At 70.4% G+C, this 19,644-nt stretch carries 15 protein-coding genes; 7 read left to right on the top strand and 8 right to left on the bottom strand.

Annotated elements, in window-relative coordinates; all coding sequences use genetic code 11:
• Positions 1 to 10: 10 nt before the first annotated feature.
• From GXW76_RS02655 to GXW76_RS02665, 3 genes are all read right to left on the bottom strand, one after another.
• Positions 11 to 565, bottom strand: coding sequence for a carboxymuconolactone decarboxylase family protein (locus GXW76_RS02655; protein WP_211860436.1), 555 nt, complete (start codon positions 563 to 565; stop codon positions 11 to 13).
• Positions 562 to 1,407, bottom strand: coding sequence for an SDR family NAD(P)-dependent oxidoreductase (locus GXW76_RS02660; RefSeq protein ID WP_338150872.1), 846 nt, complete (start codon positions 1,405 to 1,407; stop codon positions 562 to 564). Before GXW76_RS02660 ends, GXW76_RS02655 begins: the two co-directional genes overlap by 4 nt.
• Positions 1,408 to 1,640: 233 nt before the next feature.
• Complete coding sequence (locus GXW76_RS02665; protein ID WP_246513858.1) at positions 1,641 to 2,495, bottom strand: endonuclease/exonuclease/phosphatase family protein; 855 nt, start codon at positions 2,493 to 2,495, stop codon at positions 1,641 to 1,643.
• Between the two features lie 241 nt (positions 2,496 to 2,736).
• On the opposite strand from GXW76_RS02665, the gene GXW76_RS02670 reads away from it, so the two are divergent.
• Entirely contained in the window at positions 2,737 to 4,245 is a 1,509-nt protein-coding gene (locus GXW76_RS02670) for an ATP-binding protein (protein WP_211860437.1), read from the top strand.
• On the opposite strand, the gene GXW76_RS02675 is transcribed toward GXW76_RS02670, so the two are convergent.
• Positions 4,242 to 5,036 carry an SDR family NAD(P)-dependent oxidoreductase gene (locus GXW76_RS02675; RefSeq protein ID WP_211860438.1) on the bottom strand — a complete coding sequence of 265 codons (795 nt, stop codon included), beginning with the start codon at positions 5,034 to 5,036 and terminating at the stop codon, positions 4,242 to 4,244. The genes GXW76_RS02670 and GXW76_RS02675 overlap by 4 nt on opposite strands.
• A gap of 20 nt (positions 5,037 to 5,056) precedes the next feature.
• Positions 5,057 to 5,899 carry an amidohydrolase family protein gene (locus GXW76_RS02680; protein WP_211860439.1) on the bottom strand — a complete coding sequence of 281 codons (843 nt, stop codon included), beginning with the start codon at positions 5,897 to 5,899 and terminating at the stop codon, positions 5,057 to 5,059.
• A 233-nt stretch (positions 5,900 to 6,132) separates the two neighbouring features.
• Between GXW76_RS02680 and GXW76_RS02685 the strand changes: the two genes are divergently transcribed.
• The 4 genes from GXW76_RS02685 to GXW76_RS02700 all read left to right on the top strand — a co-directional run bounded on the left by GXW76_RS02685 (position 6,133) and on the right by GXW76_RS02700 (position 11,670).
• The gene (locus GXW76_RS02685; protein ID WP_211860440.1) at positions 6,133 to 7,767 is read left to right on the top strand and encodes a flavin-containing monooxygenase; all 1,635 of its coding nucleotides are present in this window, start codon (positions 6,133 to 6,135) and stop codon (positions 7,765 to 7,767) included.
• Between the two features lie 8 nt (positions 7,768 to 7,775).
• A complete protein-coding gene (locus tag GXW76_RS02690) occupies positions 7,776 to 9,047 on the top strand; it encodes an aminopeptidase (RefSeq protein ID WP_408904298.1) in 1,272 nt (423 codons plus the stop codon).
• A gap of 40 nt (positions 9,048 to 9,087) precedes the next feature.
• Entirely contained in the window at positions 9,088 to 10,158 is a 1,071-nt protein-coding gene (locus GXW76_RS02695) for a TauD/TfdA family dioxygenase (RefSeq protein ID WP_211860441.1), read from the top strand.
• A 225-nt stretch (positions 10,159 to 10,383) separates the two neighbouring features.
• Positions 10,384 to 11,670, top strand: coding sequence for a ParB N-terminal domain-containing protein (locus tag GXW76_RS02700; protein ID WP_211860442.1), 1,287 nt, complete (start codon positions 10,384 to 10,386; stop codon positions 11,668 to 11,670).
• 142 nt (positions 11,671 to 11,812) lie between these two features.
• On the opposite strand, the gene GXW76_RS02705 is transcribed toward GXW76_RS02700, so the two are convergent.
• From GXW76_RS02705 to GXW76_RS02715, 3 genes are all read right to left on the bottom strand, one after another.
• Complete coding sequence (locus GXW76_RS02705; protein WP_211860443.1) at positions 11,813 to 12,922, bottom strand: hypothetical protein; 1,110 nt, start codon at positions 12,920 to 12,922, stop codon at positions 11,813 to 11,815.
• 13 nt (positions 12,923 to 12,935) lie between these two features.
• Positions 12,936 to 14,339 carry a CoA transferase gene (locus GXW76_RS02710; RefSeq protein WP_211860444.1) on the bottom strand — a complete coding sequence of 468 codons (1,404 nt, stop codon included), beginning with the start codon at positions 14,337 to 14,339 and terminating at the stop codon, positions 12,936 to 12,938.
• A gap of 248 nt (positions 14,340 to 14,587) precedes the next feature.
• Complete coding sequence (locus GXW76_RS02715) at positions 14,588 to 16,312, bottom strand: AMP-dependent synthetase/ligase (RefSeq protein WP_211860445.1); 1,725 nt, start codon at positions 16,310 to 16,312, stop codon at positions 14,588 to 14,590.
• A 76-nt stretch (positions 16,313 to 16,388) separates the two neighbouring features.
• Between GXW76_RS02715 and GXW76_RS02720 the strand changes: the two genes are divergently transcribed.
• The gene (locus GXW76_RS02720; protein ID WP_211860446.1) at positions 16,389 to 18,251 is read left to right on the top strand and encodes a M3 family oligoendopeptidase; all 1,863 of its coding nucleotides are present in this window, start codon (positions 16,389 to 16,391) and stop codon (positions 18,249 to 18,251) included.
• Positions 18,244 to 19,611, top strand: a complete 1,368-nt coding sequence (locus GXW76_RS02725; protein WP_211860447.1) for an ABC1 kinase family protein — start codon at positions 18,244 to 18,246, stop codon at positions 19,609 to 19,611. The genes GXW76_RS02720 and GXW76_RS02725 overlap by 8 nt, the downstream gene beginning before the upstream one ends.
• The last annotated feature ends 33 nt before the right edge of the window (positions 19,612 to 19,644 follow it).

The raw sequence follows: 19,644 nt of genomic DNA on the forward strand, positions 1-19,644 counted from the left end.
CCGGTGGTCGTCAGGTCGCTTCGGGGAAGGGCGGCGGCGTCGGCACCGGCACCTGCCCGACATTCAGGATGAAGGAGAGCAGCGTGTAGTAGCCGAGCACGCCGAGCAGCTCGACGAGCCGCGGCTCGCCCAGCGCGTCCCGCCCTTCGGCGAATTCCGCGTCATCGAGCCGCCCACGCTCGAGCACCGTGCGCGACAGCCGCCAGACGAGCTGCTGCGTCGCGTCGGCGAAACGCGGATCCTCGCCCTGGCGCAGACGCTCGAGTGCATCGGCGTCGACGCCCGCCTTCACCGCGATCGGATGGTGCGCGTACCATTCGAACTGCGCCGACCAGCGGCGGGAGACGGTGAGGATCGCGATCTCGCGCAGCGCATCGTCGAGCAGGCCGGAGAAGCGCAGCGTCGCGCCCAGCCGCTGCGCCGCATCCGCAAAGGCCGGCGCGCGCAGCAGCACGGTGAAGGGTCCCTGGACGCCGCCGCGCGGGCCGGATGCGATGGCGTCGAACACCGCGCGCTGCGCCTCGTCCAGCGCCTCGCGCGCGAGGGGAGGGAAGCGCCCGCTCATGCCGCGCCAGCCCCGGGCATCATCGCGCTCATGCCGCCATCGACGATGATCTCGGTGCCGGTGATGTAGCGCGCCTCGTCGGAAGCGAGGAACAGCACCGCATGCGCGACGTCCCAGCCGGTGCCCATCTTGCCGGTGGGCACCTGCGCGTCGCGCTTCGCGATCAGCGTCGCCGCGTCGTTCGCGCCGAGCTGGCGCAGCAGGCGGTTCTCCACCAGCGGCGTGTTCATCAGCCCGGGAACCACGACGTTGCAGCGCACGCCCTTGCGCGCCTGCTCCATCGCGACGGATTTCGACAGCCCGATCACGCCCATCTTCGAGGCGGAATAGGCGATGTGCGGGCGGTCGCCGCTCATGCGCAGCGCGGCGATGGAGGCGATGTTGACGATCGCCGAGGTCTCCTGCTGCCGCAGATGGGGCAGGGCATGCTTGCAGCCGAGGAAGACGCTGCGCAGGTTGATGTCGAACTGGCGGTCCCACACCTCCTCGCTCATCGACTCTGCGCTGCCCGGCGCGGAACCGCCGACATTGTTCACCATGATGTCGAGGCGGCCGAATTCGGCGACCGCGGCCTCGATGGCGGCCTTCACATCGTCGCTGCGCGTCACGTCGGCGGTGTGCGCGACCGCGCGCCCGCCTTCGGAGGCTATGATCCCGACCGTCTCCGCGACGGCGTCCGGATTGTTGTCGATGCAGAAGACGGCGGCACCCTGCCGGGCAAAGAGGACGGCGGCCGCCTTCCCGTTGCCCCAGCCGGGACCGACCGAACCGGCGCCGGTGACGATGGCTGCCTTGCCTGTGAGATCGAGCACGCTTCCCCCGACGAAATCAGTGTCGGGCACTCCGTAACGTCGGGGCGGCGCAGTGGCAACCGAGGCCCGGGGTGCCGCCCGTGCGTTCCGAATGCGCGGCACGCCGACGCGGCGCGGAGCACGCCGGGGCCTACCGCCTCCGCCGATCCGGCCAGGGGCGGGGATCGGCACGAAGGGGTCGTTGCCCGGCGCGCCGCCGCGGCAGGGTGTCGCCAGGCTCCCCTGGCAAGGCCTGATCCAGGCAGCCTGACCTGGGCGGGCAGTCAGGCGGCCGCGGCCATCTCCGGCACGGCGGCCTCGACCGCCACCATGTCCAGCCTGGCCTTGATCGGCAGGTGGTCGGAGGCGATGCGGGCGAGTGGGCTGTCATGCGGCTCGATCGCGCGCACCAGACCGCGCGGCCGGCCGAGGATGCGGTCCAGCGGCAGCAGGGGGCGCCGGCTCGGGAAGGTGGCCGGGCCGGGCCGGGCGTCGGTGAACCCGGCCTCCAGCGCGCGCAGGGAGGAACGCGGCCCGGGCCGCCATTCATTGAGGTCGCCCAGCATGACCGTGGGGATGTCCTCGGCCTCGGCCAGGGCGGCGAGGATCGCCTCCGCCTGCCGCAGGCGGTTCCGGCGCAGCAGGCCGAGATGCGCCGAAACAATCCGCAGCGGCCCGGAGGGCAGGTCGAGATCGGCCATCACCGCGCCGCGCGGCTCGCCGCCCGGCAGGGTCAGCCGGCGCAGCCGCATCGCGCGGACGCCGCGCACCAGAAGGGCATTGCCGCGCCAGCCATGCCCGTCCGGATCGAGCGAGAGCGGCAGCAGGGCGAGCCCCGTCCGCCGTTCGACCCCGGCCATGTCGAGCAGCCCGTGGCGCCGCCCGAAGCGGCGGTCAGCCTCCTGCAAGGCGAGGATGTCGGCGTCGAGTTCGGTGATCACCTCGGCCACGCGGTCGGGGTCGAAGCGCTTGTCGGTGCCGACGCATTTGTGGACGTTGTAGGAGGCGATGGTCAGCGCGCTCTCGGGCACGTCATGCCGTTCCGGCAGGGCAACGCCGAGGCGCGCGCGAAGGCCGTCGATCAGCCGGGGCAGGGCGGTCGCCCGGCTGGGCGGCATCCGCATGGGCAGCAGGTTCATCCAGGGTCGGTCCAGGGGAACGGGCGATTCGAGGCCCATGACTGGCCACAGAAATAGGGGCTCAAGGTCCGATATCCCAGCAGAAATTGCGCGGGGCGGCGATGCCGGTCGCTCATGGGGGGTGGAAGGCCCATGCCTCGGCACCCGCCTTCCGGCCCCGGCCGATAGGCGGTAGGACCACCCCCCTGCACAGCCTGGGCGACTCGCGCCCGGGAGGAGAGGCCTTCACCGGGGTGACTGAATGACGATCGGGATCGAGATGGGCAGGACGGCCGCAGGCGAGCCGGCGCTCCTCGACCTCGAGGAACTGCTCTCCACCCGCCTCCTGGTCCAGGGCAATTCCGGATCCGGAAAGTCTCACCTGCTGCGACGGCTGCTCGAGCAGAGCGCCGCCTGGGTCCAGCAGGTGGTGATCGACCCCGAGGGCGACTTCGTCACCCTGGCCGAGCGCCACGGCCATCTGGTCATCGACGTCGCGGACCATTCCGAGGGCGCCCTGCAGCGCACCGCCGACCTGGTGCGCCGGCACCGCGTCTCGGTCGTGCTGAACCTGGAATCGGTGGAGGTGGACGAGCAGATGCGCTCCGCCGCCGCCTTCCTCAACGGGCTGTTCGATGCCGACCGGGACGCCTGGGCGCCCGTGATGGTGGTGGTGGACGAGGCGCAGCTCTTCGCCCCCGCCGCCGCGAGCGAGGTCTCGGACGAGGCGCGGCGGCTGTCGCTCGGCGCCATGACCAACCTCATGTGCCGCGGCCGCAAGCGCGGCCTCGCCGGCGTCATCGCGACGCAGCGCCTGGCGAAGCTGGCGAAGAACGTGGCGGCCGAGGCGTCCAACTTCATGATGGGGCGGACCTTCCTCGACATCGACATGGCGCGCGCGGCGGACCTGCTCGGCATGGAGCGCCGCCAGGCGGAGATGTTCCGCGACCTGCCGCGGGGCAACTTCGTCGCCCTCGGTCCCGCCCTGGCGCGCCGGCCGCTGCCGCTGCGCATCGGCGTGGTGGAGACGGCGACGCGCAGCGCCGGCCCGAAACTGGTGCCGCCGCCCGATCTCGCGACGATGGAGGAGGCGCGCGAACTGATCCGGAACGCGCCTGAACCCGAGGCGTCGCTACCTGCTCGCCAGCGCCGCCCGCCGCGTGCGCCCGCGCCGGACATCCTCCAGCAGCTCGCGCAATACGTGCCGCTCGCGCCGGCGGAGACGCGCGCGGAGGTGACGCCGCCCAGCCCGGAGGAGGCCGCGGAGCGCGAGCGCCAGCTCGCAGCGATCCTGCGCCAGATCATGGCAGACCCGGAGGCGCCCTTCCGCCCGGCCGCGGTGCTCTACCAGGACTTCATCGTGCGCTGCCGGATCCAGGAACTCGGCGCCTCGCCCATCGACCTGCCGGGGTTCCGGCGGATGCTCGCCAATGCCCTCGCCGGGATCGGCGACGCGGCGGCGGAGGGCCCCGAATGGCCCCGCGCGGTCGAGCGCGCCGAGGCGCTGCCCGAGGACGCGCAGGGCGTCTACCTGCTGCTCGCCCGCGCCGCCCTGGCGTGCGAAGCCTGTCCCTCGGACGCGACCATCGCGCGGGCCTATGGCAGCCGCTCGCTCGGCCGGGCGCGCCGGGTGCTGACCTGGCTCGAGGAGCGCGGCGCCATCGTGCTCCGCGCGGAGCGGGCAGGCCGGCGCAGCGTGGCGCTGGTCGGCCTCGGCTGGGAGACGGCGCCCGGCGAACCCGACGGGGCGCTGGAACTGCCCGCCGCCTAGGAGACGCTCGCCTGCGACACGCCCGCGGGCGCGGCGGTGCGGCCCCCATCGACCGCATATTGCGCGCCGGTGACATTGGCCGCGAGGTCGGAGCAGAGGAACAGCACCACGTTCGCGACTTCCTCCGCCGTGCCGTAGCGGCGCAGCGGGATGCCAGCGGAATAGCGTTCCTGCACGCTCTCGGGATTATTCGGCGAGACCTGGCGCTCGATGCCGCGGATCATGCGCGTCTCGATCGGCCCGGGGCAGACGGCGTTGACGCGGATGCCGAGCGGCCCGACCTCGCCCGCCGCAACCTTGGTCAGCCCGATCACCGCGTGCTTGGAGGCGACATAGGCCGGCATGGCCGGCGTGCCAACGAGCCCCGCGATGGACGCCGTGTTCACGATCGCGCCGCGCCCCTGGCGGATCATCACCGGCAGCACATGCCGCAGGCCGAGGAAGACGCCCTTCGCGTTCACGTCCATGACCTCGTCGAACACCGCCTCGTCGTACTCGGCGGTGGGCAGGATGCGGCCCTCGATGCCGGCGTTGTTGTGGAAGCAGTCGATGCTGCCGAAGGCGTCGAGCGCGGCCTGCACATAGGCCCGCACATCGGCCGCGCGGGCCACGTCGGCAACGCAGGCGACGGCGTCCTTCTTCCCGATCTCGGCGGCGACGGCCTCGGCACCTTCCGCGTCGCGGTCCACCACCACGACCTTCGCGCCATGCCGTGCGAAGCCCAGGCACGCCGCGCGCCCGATCCCGTTGCCGCCGCCGGTGACGACCGCGACCTTGCCCTTGAAATCCACCTTGCGTTTCCTCCGTATCTTCAGTCGCGGGACGGTGCCCAGCCGTAGACATCCTGCGCCGTGCCGCCCATCAGCACCGCGCGGTCGGCATCGCTCAGGCGATCCGTCACGCGGAAGGCATCCACCCCCTGCGCGTAGGTCAGGAACGCCACCGCGCGCGTCCAGTCGGTGCCCCACAGGCAGCGGTCCAGGCCGAAGGCGTCGAAGATGCGCGCCAGCGGGTCCCAGATGTCCGCGTAGGGGAAGGGCCGGTGGGACAGCGTGCAGGCGCCGGTGATCTTCACCACCACGTTGTCGTGCGTGGCGAGCCTCAGCAGCTTCGGCAGTTCCGCGAAGGGCTGCGCCGGCACGGGCGGCTCGAAGGGCTGCTGCAGGCCGAGATGGTCGATCACCAGCCGCGTGCCCGGATGCCGCGCCGCGAGCGCATCCACCTGGTCGAGCCGCCCCCAGCACAGCAGGTTCACCGGCAGCCCATGCCGCCCGGCCGCGGCGAGGACGCGCGCCACGCCCGGATCGGCCGGGTCCTCGGGCACGTCCTGGTTCATCATGATGCGCACCGCCACCGCGCCGTCGGTCCCGGCCCAGTCGGCGATGACCTCCTCGACCGCCGGGTTGCGCGTGTCCACCGGCTTCACAAGCGCGAAGCGGCCCGGATGTGCCTTGCGCACGGAGACGGCATAGGAGGCGTCGTAGCGGTACATCGTGAAGGCCGAGACGAGGATCGCGCCGTCCACCCCGACCGCGTCCATGGCCTTCACCATCTCGTCGCCGGTGACCTCGGGCGGGCCGTGCAGCACGCCGGCCCAGGGCCGCCCCGGATGGTCGCGTTCATAGGCGTGTACCTGGGCGTCGATGACCGGCATGGCGTCGTTTCCCCTGCAGCGCGTGCGTATCCGCGGATCACCGGAACCCGCCGCGCCGGCGTTGTGCGCGAACGCTACGCAGCCATTCAGGCCGCATCAACCCCGCGCGGGCACGCCGTGACTTGCCGTGCCGCGCCGCAGGCGGGACACTCCCCGCGACGCACCGGAACCAGCCCTTGTCCGTGCCCCTGTCACGGCCAGGTGAGGCATCCGCAACGAGGAAGCATCCCACCATGTCCCCTGCCGCCGATGCATCTCCCGGCCCAGAGACCACGGTCGACGCGATCATCGTCGGCGCCGGCTTCGCCGGGCTCTACCAACTGCATTGCCTGCGCGACCGGCTGGGGCTTTCCGTGCAGGTGCTGGAGGCGGGGGATGGTGTCGGCGGCACCTGGTACTGGAACCGCTACCCCGGCGCGCGCTGCGATTCCGAGAGCCATTCCTACGCCTTCTACTTCTCGGACGAACTGCTGCAGGACTGGACCTGGTCCGAACGCTATCCGGGCCAGGCCGAGATCCTGCGCTACCTGAACCACGTCGCCGACCGCTTCGACCTGCGCCGCGACATCCGCTTTGGCACGCGCGTGACCGGCGCGGCCTACGACGCCGCGACGAACCGCTGGCATGTGCGCACCGAGACCGGCGAACGCTTCGCGGCGACCTACCTGATCACCGCGGTCGGCTGCCTGTCCGCCGCCAACGTGCCGGACATCGCCGGCCGCGACGACTTCGCCGGCCGCTGGTACCATACCGGCCTGTGGCCGCAGGAAGGCGTGGACTTCCGCGGCAGGCGCGTCGGTATGATCGGCACTGGCTCCACCGGCATCCAGGCCGCGCCGGTGATCGCGGAAGCGGCCGCGCACCTCACCGTCTTCCAGCGCACGGCGAACTACAGCATCCCCGCGCGCAATGCCCCGCTGACCGAGGACTTCAAGCGCTGGGCCAAGGACAACGCGGCGGAACTCCGCCGCCTGATGCATTCGACCGTCAACGGCCATCCCCACCGCATCGCCGAGCGCTCCGCGCATGACGTGACGCCGGAGGAGCGGGAGGCGATCTACCGCGCCGCCTGGGAGAAGGGCGGCCTGCACCTGCGTGCCGCCTTCCGCGACATCCTGACCGACCGCGCGGCGAACGACACCGCGTCCGACTTCCTCCGCGCCCGCATCCGGGACGTGGTGAAGGATCCGAAGACGGCGGAGATCCTGTCGAACATCGACCATCCCTTCGCGACCAAGCGTCCGCCGATCGACACCGGCTATTTCGAGACCTTCAACCGCGACAACGTCTCGCTGGTGGACCTGCGCGCGACGCCGATCGAGCGCATCACCCCCGCCGGCATCCTGCTGCGCGACGGCACCGAGCACGCGCTCGACATCATCGTCTTCGCCACCGGCTTCGACGCCATGACGGGGCCGCTGCTGCGCATGGACATCCAGGGCCGCGACGGGCTCGCGCTGGGCGACGCCTGGCGAGCCGGGCCGCAAACCTATCTCGGCCTGCAGGTGGCGGGCTTCCCGAACCTCTTCACCGTCACCGGCCCGGGCAGCCCGTCGGTGCTCACCAACATGCCGGTCGCCATCGAGCAGCATGTGGAGTGGATCACCGACTGCATCGCGCACATGCGCGAGCAGGGCATCGCCCGCATCGAGCCGCGGCCCGAGGCGGTGGACCGCTGGGTCGCCCATGTGAACGAGGCCGCCAACGCCACCCTGCTGCCCCAGGCCGGCCATTCCTGGTATCTTGGCGCCAACGTGCCGGGCAAGCCACGCGTCTTCATGCCTTACGCCGGCGGCCTGGCGCGCTACCGGAAGACCTGCGCCGAGGTTGCGGCGCGCGGCTACGAGGGCTTCGCCCTCGGCGCCTGACGGGACGAATGAGGCAGGACACGATGAACGACATGGGCACCCACGCCACCACGCTCGGCTTCGAGGCGCGGCTCGACCGCCTGGCGGAGCTCGCGGTGCGCGTCGGGTTGAACCTGGCGCCGAGGCAGGAAGTCGTGATGACGGCTTCGGTTGAATCCATCGACCTCGCGCGCCGCATCACCGAGCAGGCCTACAAGGCGGGCGCCTCGCTCGTCACGACGCTGTTCTCGGACGAGCAGGCGACGCTGGCGCGCTACCGCCTCGCGCGCGACGAGGCCTTCGACACCGCCCCCGGCTGGCTCTTCGACGGCATGGCCGCGGCCTTCCGCAATGGCGCGGCGCGCCTTGCCATCGTCGGCGAGGATCCCGCCCTGCTCGCCGCCGAGGACCCTGACAAGGTCGCGCGCGCCAACCGGGCGCGGTCGGCGGCCTATCGGCCCGCGCTCGAACTCATCACCGCCTCGGCGATCAACTGGTCCCTGGTCGCCGGCGCGACGCCCGCCTGGGCCGCCGCCGTCTTCCCGGATGAACCGCCGGAGGTCGCGCTGGCGAAGCTGTGGGATGCGATCTTCGCCGCCTCCCGCATCGATGCGCCCGATCCGGTCGCGGCCTGGGCCGAGCACAACGCCGCGCTGCGCGCACGGCGCGACATGCTGAATGCGCGCCGTTACGCCGCGCTGCATTTCCGCGGGCCGGGCACCGACCTGCGCGTCGGCCTCGCGCAGGGCCACGCCTGGATGGGCGGCGCCAGCCCGGCGAAGAACGGCATCACCGGCAATCCCAACATCCCGACCGAGGAGGTCTTCACCACCCCCGACGCACGGATGACGGAAGGCACGGTCACGGCGACCAAGCCGCTCTCCTACCAGGGCACGCTGATCCGCGACATCCGCGTGCGCTTCGCGGGCGGCCGCATCGTCGAGGCCTCCGCCGCCACCGGCAGCGCCGTGCTGGATCGCATGATCGGCACCGACGAGGGCGCTCGGATGCTGGGCGAAGTCGCGCTGGTGCCGGCCTCCAACCCGATCGCGCGCAGCGGGGTGCTCTTCCTCAACACGCTGTTCGACGAGAACGCGGCGAGCCACATCGCGCTCGGCCAGGCCTATTCCAAGTGCTTCGTGGAGGATGACCTGACGGCGGAGCAACTCGCCGCGCGCGGCGCCAACACCAGCCTGATCCATGTCGACTGGATGATCGGCTCGCCCGAGACCGAGGTGGACGGCATCGACGCCGACGGCCGCGCGGAGCCGCTGATGCGCGGCGGCGAATGGGTGAAATAGGTTGAGCCGGCGCTGGCCGGCACGGGGAGGGGAAACAACCATGGACCAGGCCATCACTCCGATTGGCGGCGCCGCCGCCTGGCGCGGCGCGGAACTCGCCGCGCGCGGCTTCTGGCCGCGGCGCCTCACGGCGCAGGAGGTAGCCGCGCTGGACGCGGCGCTCGGCGCGGTGAAGGCCGCGGGACGCGCACCGCCCGCCATCGCGCGCGAGCATTTCGCCATCCCCGCGCTCGCGCCACTGCTCGCCGCCGTCACCGCGGAACTCGAGAGCGGCGCCGGCGTGGTGCGCCTTTCGGGCCTGCCCGTGGAGCGGCTGTCGAAGGACGATCTCAGGACGCTGTTCTGGGGCCTGTGTGCCAATATCGGCACGCCGCTGTTCCAGAACACCACCGGCGAAGTCCTGGCCGAGGTGAAGGACGAAACCGGCCAGGGCATCGCCGTGACCGGCGGCGGGCCCGGCCCGGTGCCTTCGGCCCGCGCGCGCAGCCGCTCCACCGGGCCGCTCCGCTTCCACACGGACAAGTGCGACCTGCTCTGCCTGCTCTGTGCGTCGAACGGCATCGCGGGCGGCGTTTCCCGCGTCGTCTCCACCGTTGCCATCCATGACGAGATGGCGCGCCGCCGCCCCGACCTGCTGCGCGTGCTCTACGAGGATTTCTGGCGCATGCGCCCGGCGGACGAGGAAGGCGCGCAGCATGCCGACCGCGTCTTCCGCATGCCGGTCTTCTCCCGCGGCCCGGACGGCGCCTTCACCAGCCAGTATTCCCGCACCTATGTCGAGATGGCGCATGCCGAGCCCGGCGTGCCGCCGCTGCGCCCCGAACAGGTGGAGGCGATGGACATGCTCGCCGCCCTCGCCGACGAACTCTGCGCCGAGGCGCCCTTCACCCCCGGCGACGTCCAGTTGCTGAACCAGCACGTCACCTATCATGGGCGCACGGCCTATGCGGACGACGCGGCGTCCGGAGCGCACCGCGTGCTGCTGCGCATCTGGCTGGCGGTGCCGTTCAGCCGGGCATTGCCGGAAGGGCACCGCGTGCAGTGGGGCGCGACCGAGGCAGGGGCGCTGAGGGGTGGCGCGATCCTGGGGCGAAGCGCGATCGCGGCGTGAGGCGGGGGGAGAAGGGAACTTCTCCCCCCACACCCCCCTCAACCTTCTTTGGCTTTTGGGGACTGAAAGCAGATGGGGACTGAAAGCAGAGGCCGGCGCTAGCGGGAACCAAGACCGGGCCCGATCGGGCGCAGTCGGCCCGCGATGCGCCCAATATTTGGGCTGTCGTCCTCCCGTTTCCGTGCATACTTTCGGGTGGAGAAGGCTTTGTGTAGGGGGGGTTAGTTGACCTACGAAGAACTGAATGTCGGTGATCTGCGCGTCAACCAAGCCAATGATCGACACGGAGAGGTCGGGAGTGAGGACCTCGCAATTGCTGAGCTGTTCCGGTTACATGACGCTCAGATGCGAAACCTCGCGGCTGATATTGCTGCTGAGGGCGCCATATACGATCCGCCGCTAGTGATGCCAGGCAATGGCAGCTTTGTGGTATTTGACGGAAATAGAAGGATAACTTGTGCAAAGTTGCTTTTAAATCCCAGGCGCGCTCCGTCTGCCGAATTGCAAACGTTATTTTCAAACTTGAGGAACGAATTTGGTGATCGAATACCAACACGCCTTATTTGCCAGACTGAAAGTGATCGCAATGTTATCGACAGTATTCTGTTCCGACGACACACCGGATCGCAGCGAGGTATCGGACAACTCGGATGGAACGATCGAGCGAAGCTGAACTTTGTTGAGCGGACCGGCCGCAACGAAAGCGTCAACGTTGCAGCCGAAATCGAGCGAGTTCTTTCCGAAGCGGGGAGACTTCCGGAAGGAATGATACCATGGTCAACCCTTACGAGACTGCTTTCGTCCGAGGAATTTCGGAACCGAGCCGGAATCAGCACGGCGGGTAGACGCTTTCGGCTGACACACGAGCGCGAGGTTGTAACAGAGGCTCTGTATAGAATTGCGAACGACTTGGCAGATCAAGTCGTAACGCTAGGTGATCTCTGGAACAATGAAGGAAAAAGAGCCTATCTAGGTCGTCTTGAGAGCGAGGGCATCCTACCTCAGGAGGCCCAGCGCCTGCCCGAGGCAACCGGCAGCCGAACTTCACCGAGAAATACCAGAAGAAACCAGCAACCGCCCCAGCCCCCGCAGACGACCTTTATTCCGTCTGACGCGCCCCACGTCCAATGGCTGGCGAATCAGCAGCGTGCCCGAGCAGTCTGGGAGGAATTGCAGTCGTTATCTCTGCAAAGGCATCCAAATGCGGTATCGGTGCTTATGCGAATCTTATTGGAGCTATCAGTTGAGAGTTACATTAACGAACATGGTCTGCAGGTTCTTGATAACCTATCGCGCAAAGTGGGTGCCGTCTCTACGCATCTGCTTGGCCGTCAGATAATTGATCAAGACTATTTTGATGAGCTGGAGAGGATGCGCCTCAATGATCAGTTAATTTCAGTAGCGAGTATGCAGCGGTATATTCACTCTCCTGATTTTGCACCTATGGAGAGCGAACTTCGCATTTATTGGGTTCGGTTAGGGCGCTTTCTTGTCGCCACGCTCAACAGGTAAGCTAATACGCTTACCGTTTGTGCTGGGATATTGGCATCGCCGGTATTGGGGGATGCTGCTGACTTGACGGAGGGAAGATGCCATTCCGCTCTCCCGCGGTGTCTAGAGCCGTTACCGTGCGCCAGAGCGAACGGTAACGGCTCTAAGCAACCAGTGGGGAGCGTCCTCCCCCGAGAAACCAGTCCAGCACCCGCCCATTCGCCTCGCGCGGCCAGCAATGCGCGAGATCCGCGATCTCCTCATGCCGCACCGCCGCGCCGCCCTGCACCAGCAGCGATGCGGCGCGCTCCGCCGTCTCCGGCGGGAACATCCAGTCGCGCGCGCCGTGCAGGATGAATACCGGCAGCCCGCGCAGCCGCGCCGGGTCCGCGACGCTCGCCATGATCGGGTGGAAGGCCGCCGCCACCGGCGCGAGATGCGTGAACCGCACCCCCGCCGCCAGCCCGTGCAGATAGGCGAAGGTCCCGCCGTCGCTCATCCCCGTCAGCAGCATGCGCGCCGGGTCCACCGCCCACCCTGACGCCACCTGCGCCACCAGCCGCGTGATGTTCTCCCCGTCCAGCGCCGGATCCTGCAACGACCAGGTGCGGCCGATCGCGGTCGGTGCCAGCAGGATGCAGTCGCGGGATCGCGCGTCCCGCAGCCAGGTCCAGAGGAACCCGCCGCCATCCCCGCTGCCGCCGTGCAGCGCGACGATCAGCGGCGCCGGCCGAGCCGGATCATGGTCCTCCGGCACATAGAGCGCCGCAGCTCCGCGGCTGCCCGGCGGGCCGCCGAGCGACATTGTCCCGCGCCCCTCCCGTCCAGGCTGCGCCGAGAGGCGCGCGGCCAGCGCCGCATCCTCCCGCGCCTCGGGCGTCAGGAAGAAGCGGCTGACGGCGGACATGAAGGGGGCGAGGGGATAGATCGCCTCGCAACCCCGGCCATAGGCACGTGTCGCACGATAGGCGGCGCGCAGCGGGTCCGGCGCTGCCATCGCGCCGGCCAGGCCGTCGAGCCCGCCCAGCGCGGCCTGTCCCGCGCGTTCCATGCAATCCCGCACGGGGATCAGCCCCTCCGGCCAATCGAGCGCCCGCGCCGCCGCCAGCGCCGGCCCGAGGTCCGACCCGCGCTCCCCGACCGCCTGCGTCAGTGCCGCCAGCGTCTCGGGGTCGAGGTGCCGCGCCGCGTGTTCCAGCACCGCCAACGCATCCAGGATGGCCGGCACCAACCGGCCGATTGCCTCCCCGGCGGCGTCGCGGCCCGCACTCACCTGCCGCGCCCCATCAGCCGGGGCTCGCCGCCCAGGCGGCAGCGTGGCTGCCGAGCGGCACGGCCGGGCGCGCCCAATGCGCGGGCGTCTCCGACAGGATCGCGCTGTGGCGCACTGCCGTCATGCGGCCGAAGCCGCTGGCGCTTTCCTCCAGCCATCCCGTGGCCGCCGCGTCCGGAATCCCCGGCGCGGCAAGCCCGCCTTCGACGCGGCCCAGTCGCTTGATCCATTCCCCGGTGCCGGCCAGCGACACCCGCACCAGCCACGACCCGCCTTCCTGCGCCCGCCGCAGCAGCGCCGCCATGGCCCCGAGGGCCAGCAGATAGCCCGAGGCATGGTCGATCGCCTGGCAGGGCAGGGGGCGCGGCTTGTCCTTGCCGGCGGCGACGGCCTCGGCGTCGTTGATGCCGTTGGCGTTCTGCACCAGCGAATCGAAGCCCCGCCGTCCCGCCCACGGGCCGAGATGCCCATAGGCCGACAGCGACACGCAGACGATGCCGGGCCTCAGCGCGGCAAGTTCGTCCGGGGCGAAGCCGTGCGCGGCGACCGCGCCCGGCCGGTAGCCTTGCAGGAAGACATCCGCCCCGGCGGCGAGGCCGCGCAGCGCCGCCCGATCCTCCTCCCGCCGGAGGTCGAGCGCAGCGCACCGCTTGCCCCGCCCGGTATCCATCACCAGCGCCGGGATCGAGGGCAGATGCGGCCCGGTCACGTGCAGCACCTCCGCCCCATGCGCCGCGAGCGTCCGCCCGGCCACCGGCCCCGCGATCACCCGCGTCAGGTCCAGCACGCGCAGCCCATCCAGCGGCCGGGCGCCGAGCGGGGGCAGCGGTATCGGCGGCGCGTCGCCAATGCGCTCGATCACCAGCGGCGGCAGCGTCGCGACCGCCTGGCCCTGCGAATGCGCGGCCCATTCGTCGAGGCTGCGCGTCATGGTGGCGACCAGGCCGGCCTCGGCGGCGGCGGTTTCCAGCGCCTCGGCCGTCCAGCCCTGAAGGGTGCGGCTCACTGCCTCCCGGTCGTAGTCGCAGCCGAGCAGGCGCAACATGCCGTCGCGATGGTGCGGGAAGTTGGTGTGCAGCCGCACCCAGCGCCCGTCTCCGCAGCGGTGCAGGCCGGCGATGCGGTCCCAGCCCTCATGGACCGGCGCGTCGTCGATCCTCAGGTGGTGCTCGGAGCGGAATTCGGTCAGCGCATGGGCCATGTCCACCGAGACGCGCTGCGCCGGCCCGCCGCGCGCCCGGTGTATGGCCGCGGCCGCCGCGCCTGCGGCGGCGATGGTGGCAACGGCCGCCGTGCCGACGGCGAAGGAGGAGGGAACAACCGGGTCGGCGCCCGAGAGCGAGGTCTCGGGGCGGGCGGCGTCGCCCAGCCCGGCCGCGTTCCAGAGACCCGCAAGGGCGTCGTCACTCCCGCTCATCCACCTGGCATCCTCGCGCATGAAGCGGGGAGGCTGCCCCGCGTCATCGCGTGGGTAAAGGCAGGAAGTCCCCTTGCGAGCCCGGAGGGAGGGCGGCGCCAACCTGCACGGCGCCAACCCGCGCGAAGCCCCCCTTGCGTGCCCGGAGGGAGGAGGAGGAGCCACCTGTCGTCGCGACGGACGACGCCACCGCGCCGCGTGCCTTCCTCGTCGCCCGCCGCTTCACGGGCCGTCGGGCGCGCCGCCTCTCACCCCCACAGCGATTCCAGCGACGGCCCCCGGGATTCGATTGCCGCGCGCCGCTTCACCTTCATGGTCGGCGTCAGCAGGCCGTTCTCGATGGTGAAGGGTTCCGTCACGGACCAATGACGGATGCGCTCGATGGTCGGCAGCTTGGCGTTCACCCGGCGCACCGCGTCGCCGATCTTCTCCGCCATCCCCTCCGCCGGGACGAGGAGGGCCACCAGTGCCGCCTTGCCCTCCCCGGCGACGAGGGCCTGGTGCACCTCCGGCTCGGCCATCAGCAGGCATTCGATCTTGGCCGGGCTGACCATGTCGCCGCCGAGCGTCTTGATGAAGTCCTTCTTGCGGTCGGTGATGCGCAGGTAGCCGTCCTCGATCACGCCGACGTCGCCTGTGTGCAGCCAGTGCGTGTCGTCCCCGGGAGGCGGCTTCAGCGCGGCGGCGGTGGCCTCGGCGTTGTTCCAGTAGCCGGTCATCACCAGGTCGCCGCGGACCAGCACCTCGCCGTCCTCGGCGATGCGGAGTTCCACGCCCTTCAGCGGCGGGCCGACGGTGTGGCGCCGGTTGGCCCAGGGCAGGTTCACGCTGACCACCGGCCCGGCCTCCGTCTGGCCGTAGCCCTGGATCACCGGCAGGCCGAGCGCGATGAAGAAGCCCGAGAGTTCCGGATCGAGCCGCGCCCCGCCCGAGACCATCGCCTGGAGCCGCCCGCCGAAGCGCGCGCGCGTCTTTTCCCGCACCAGGCGGTCGAGCACCACGTCCTGCAACCGCTCCAGCAGGCCGAGCGGCGGCCCGTCCATCTTCCTGATTCCGAGCGCGAGGGTGCGATCGAAAAGCCGCCGCTTGAAGGCGCTTTCCTTCTCGAGCCCCGCCAGGATGCGGCCGCGCAGCACCTCGAAGAGGCGCGGCACGGCGGTCAGCACGGCGGGCTTGATCTCGGCCAGTTCATGCGCGAGCCGGTCGGCGCCGCGCGAATAGACCACCTCCATCCCGACCGAGGGGAGCAGGAAGCCGCCCACCGTGTGCTCGTAGGAATGCGACAGCGGCAGGAAGGACAGGTAGGCCTTGCCCGCGAGTTCCAGCCGCCGCGCCAGCGGCACCACCCCGGCGCGGTTCGCCAGCAGCGCCCGGTGCGGCAGCATCACGCCCTTGGGAAGCCCGCCCGTGCCGGATGTGTAGATCAGGCAGGCCAGGCTTTCGCGCGGGGCGCTGGCGGCCTCTGCGGCGAGCATGGCCGGGTCGCCGGCGGTCGCCAGGGCCTCCGCCCAGCCATGGCCGGCAAGGCCCGCCTGCGCGGGCGGCTCCTCGCAGCAGATGAGCAGGTCCAGGCCCTCGGCCAGCGCCGCGCCCTCGAGCACCCGCTCGGCCAGCTTCCGAGTCGAGACGATCGCCGCGCGCGCCCCCGAATCGCGCAGGATGTGCGCGTGGTCGCCCGGCAGGTTGGTGGTGTAGGTCGGCACCGTGATGGCGCCGATCGCCATGATGGCGGTGTCGGCGATGGGGAATTCGGGCCGGTTCTCGCTGACCAGCAGCACCCGGTCCCCGGGGCCGATGCCCCGGCCGCGCAGGAAGGCGGCGACCGAGGCCACCTGCACCGCGAACCCCCCCCAGGGCAGGCTGCGCCAGCCGCCATTCTGCCAGTGGCGGAACAATGGCCTGTCCGCCCATTCGGCGGCGCGCGACAGCATCATTGCGGGCAGCGTCGGCCAGTCTTCGGGCGAATGGGCCATGCGTCTCCCTCTGGGGTTCCGGGACCGGCATGTTGGGGGTGGCGGAAGCGCTTGGCCAAGTCCCCGTTTCGCCTATATGGACGACGTGACCAGCAAGCATCTCCCGACCCCCGCCCGCGCCCCCCTCGACGCCGCCGCCGCGGAAGCCGCGCTGCCCGTCTGGGACCTCTCCGACCTCTATGCCGGGCCGGACGACCCGCGCCTCGCCGCCGACCTGGCGCGCACGGAGGAGGAAGCGCGCGCATTCGAGGCCCGGCTCTCCGGCCGCCTCGCCGGCCTGGCGGGCGACACGCTCGCCAAGGCCATCGCGGACTACGAGGCGATGTGGGAACGGCTCGGGCGCGTGACCTCCTATGCCGGGCTGCTGTTCAGCGGCGATGCCCAGGACGCGGCGAACGGCCGCTTCTACCAGACGACGCAGGAGAGGGTGACGACCATCTCCTCCCACCTGCTGTTCTTCACGCTGGAACTGAACCGGCTCGAGGACCATGCGCTCGAATCGAAGATCGGTGGCTCGGCCGCGCTCGGCCGCTGGCGTCCCTGGCTGCGCGACCTGCGCGTGTTCCGCCCGCACCAGCTTTCGGACGAGGCGGAGAAGCTGCTGCACGAGAAGGAGGTCGCCGGCCGTTCCGCCTGGGTGCGGCTGTTCGACGAGACCATCGCCACCATGAAGGTGAAGGTGGGCGAGGAGCAGCTGACCGTCTCGGCCGCCCTCAACCGCCTCTCCGAGCGCGACCGTGCGAAGCGCGAGGCCGCGGCGAAGGGCGTCTCGGAAGCCTTCGGGGATCGCGTGCGGCTGTTCTCCCTCATCACCAACGTCCTCGCGAAGGACAAGGAGATCGAGGACCAGTGGCGCCACTACCCGCGCCCCGGTTCCTACCGCAACCGCTCCAACATGGTGGAGGACGAGGTGGTGGACGCGCTGGTCGGCGCCGTCTGCCAGTCCTTCCCGCGCCTGTCGCACCGCTACTACGCGATGAAGGCGAAGTGGCTCGGCCTGGAGAAGCTGCAGCACTGGGACCGCAACGCCCCGCTGCCGGACGAGGATGACCGACTGGTGCCCTGGCCGGAGGCGGTGGAGCGCGTGCTGGCCTCCTACGCCGCCTTCAGCCCGGACCTCTCGGCGATCGGCCGGCGCTTCTTCGACAAGCCCTGGATCGACGCGGCACTGCGGCCGGGCAAGGCGTCCGGCGCCTTCGCGCATCCGACCGTGCCGTCCGCGCATCCCTATCTGCTGCTGAATTACCACGGCAAGTCGCGCGACGTGATGACGCTGGCGCATGAACTCGGCCATGGCGTCCACCAGATCCTGGCCGGTGCGCAGGGCTACCTGATGTCCTCGACGCCGCTGACGCTGGCCGAGACCGCGTCGGTCTTCGGGGAGATGCTAACCTTCCGCGCCGTGCTCGACGCCGAGACCGACCCCAGGCGCCGCCGCGCGCTGCTCGCCGGCAAGGTCGAGGACATGCTCAACACGGTCGTCCGCCAGATCGCCTTCTATCGCTTCGAGACGCTGCTGCACGACGAGCGCCGCAAGGGCGAGATCGCCCATGAGCGCATCGCCGAACTGTGGATGCAGGTGCAGGTGGAAAGCCTCGGCCCGGCCTTCGAGTTCACGCCGGATTACGGCGTCTACTGGGCCTATATCCCGCACTTCGTCCACACGCCCTTCTACGTCTATGCCTACGCATTCGGGGATTGCCTGGTGAATGCGCTCTACGGCGTGTACCGCGATGGGTCCGTGAAGGATTTCCAGGCCAAGTACCTGGAGATGCTGCGCGCCGGCGGCACGCTGCGGCACCGCGAACTGCTCGCGCCCTTCGGGCTGAACGCGGCGGATCCGGCCTTCTGGACCAAGGGCCTCGACGTCATCTCCGGCTTCATCGACGAACTGGAGCGCGAACCGCGCGACGACGTGCCGGAACGCACGGATGCCTGAGCGCGAGGGCAGCACCCTGTTCGGGGAGGCGCGGCGGATGCTGCGCACCTCCGGCGCCGTCACCGGCATCGCCGCGCGCGTCGCTGGCCAGCGCATCTTCGGCATGAAGGGCGGCGCCGCCGCACATGCGGAGGATTTGAAGGCGATCCTCGGCGGGCTCAAGGGCCCGATGATGAAGGTGGCGCAGTTCCTCTCCACCGTGCCGGACGCGCTGCCGCCGGAATACGCGAAGGAACTGGCGACCCTTCAGGCCAATGCCCCGCCCATGGGCTGGCCCTTCGTGCGCCGGCGGATGGCGAGCGAACTCGGCCCGGCCTGGGAATCGAGGTTCGCCTCCTTCGAGCGGGAGGCGGCCGCCGCGGCCTCGCTCGGCCAGGTCCATCGCGCCGTGCTGCCGGATGGCCGCCGCGTCGCCTGCAAGCTGCAATACCCGGACATGGCGAGCGTGGTGGAGGCCGACCTCCGTCAGCTCAAGATCGCCATGGCGGTCTACCGGCGGATGGACCCGACGCTGGAGAACGACGAGGCTTACCTCGAGCTCTCCGACCGGCTGCGTGAGGAACTCGACTACATCCGCGAGGCCGCGCAGCAGCGCCTCTATGGGCTGATGCTCGCCGGGACGCCGGGCGTCAGCGTGCCGGTGCCGGTCGAGGGCTATTGCACGAGGCGCCTTCTGACCATGACCTGGCTCGATGGCCGAGCCATCCAGGCGCGCATCGAGGAAGATCCGCCGGAGGAGGAGCGCGCCGCCTATGCCCGCGCCCTGTTCCGCGCCTGGTATCTGCCGCTCTACCGGTACGGCGTCATCCACGGCGACCCGCATCTCGGCAACTACCAGGTGCGCGCCGAGGCGGCGGAGAATGGCGGCTGGGGCATCAACCTGCTCGATTTCGGCGTGGTTCGGGTCTTCCCGCCGGCCTTCATCGGCGGCGTCATCATGCTCTACGAGGCCGTCCGCGACGACGACTTCGACAAGTCGGCCGAGGCCTATCGCATCTGGGGCTTCCGCGACCTCAAGCGGGAGACGATGGAAGTGCTGAACATCTGGGCGCGCTTCCTCTACGAGCCGCTGCTCGACGATCGCGTGCGGCCGATCCAGGTAACCGACGACGCGAATTATGGGCGCAGGATCGCCGAGCAGGTCCATGCAGGCCTGAAGCGTACCGGCGGCGTGCGCGTGCCGCGGGAATTCCCTCTCATGGACCGGGCGGCGATCGGGCTCGGTTCGGTCTTCCTGCGGCTGGGCGCCAAGGTGAACTGGCACGACCTGTTCCACGAACTGATCGCCGACTTCGACGAGGCGAGGCTCGCGGAGCGGCAGCAGGCGGCGCTGGCCGAAGCCGGCGTGCCGGCGACCTGACGGCGCGACCCCGGGCGGGACGCGACCGGCCGG

The organism is Neoroseomonas soli (assembly GCF_018129065.1).
In the GTDB taxonomy this organism is placed as follows: domain Bacteria; phylum Pseudomonadota; class Alphaproteobacteria; order Acetobacterales; family Acetobacteraceae; genus Neoroseomonas; species Neoroseomonas soli.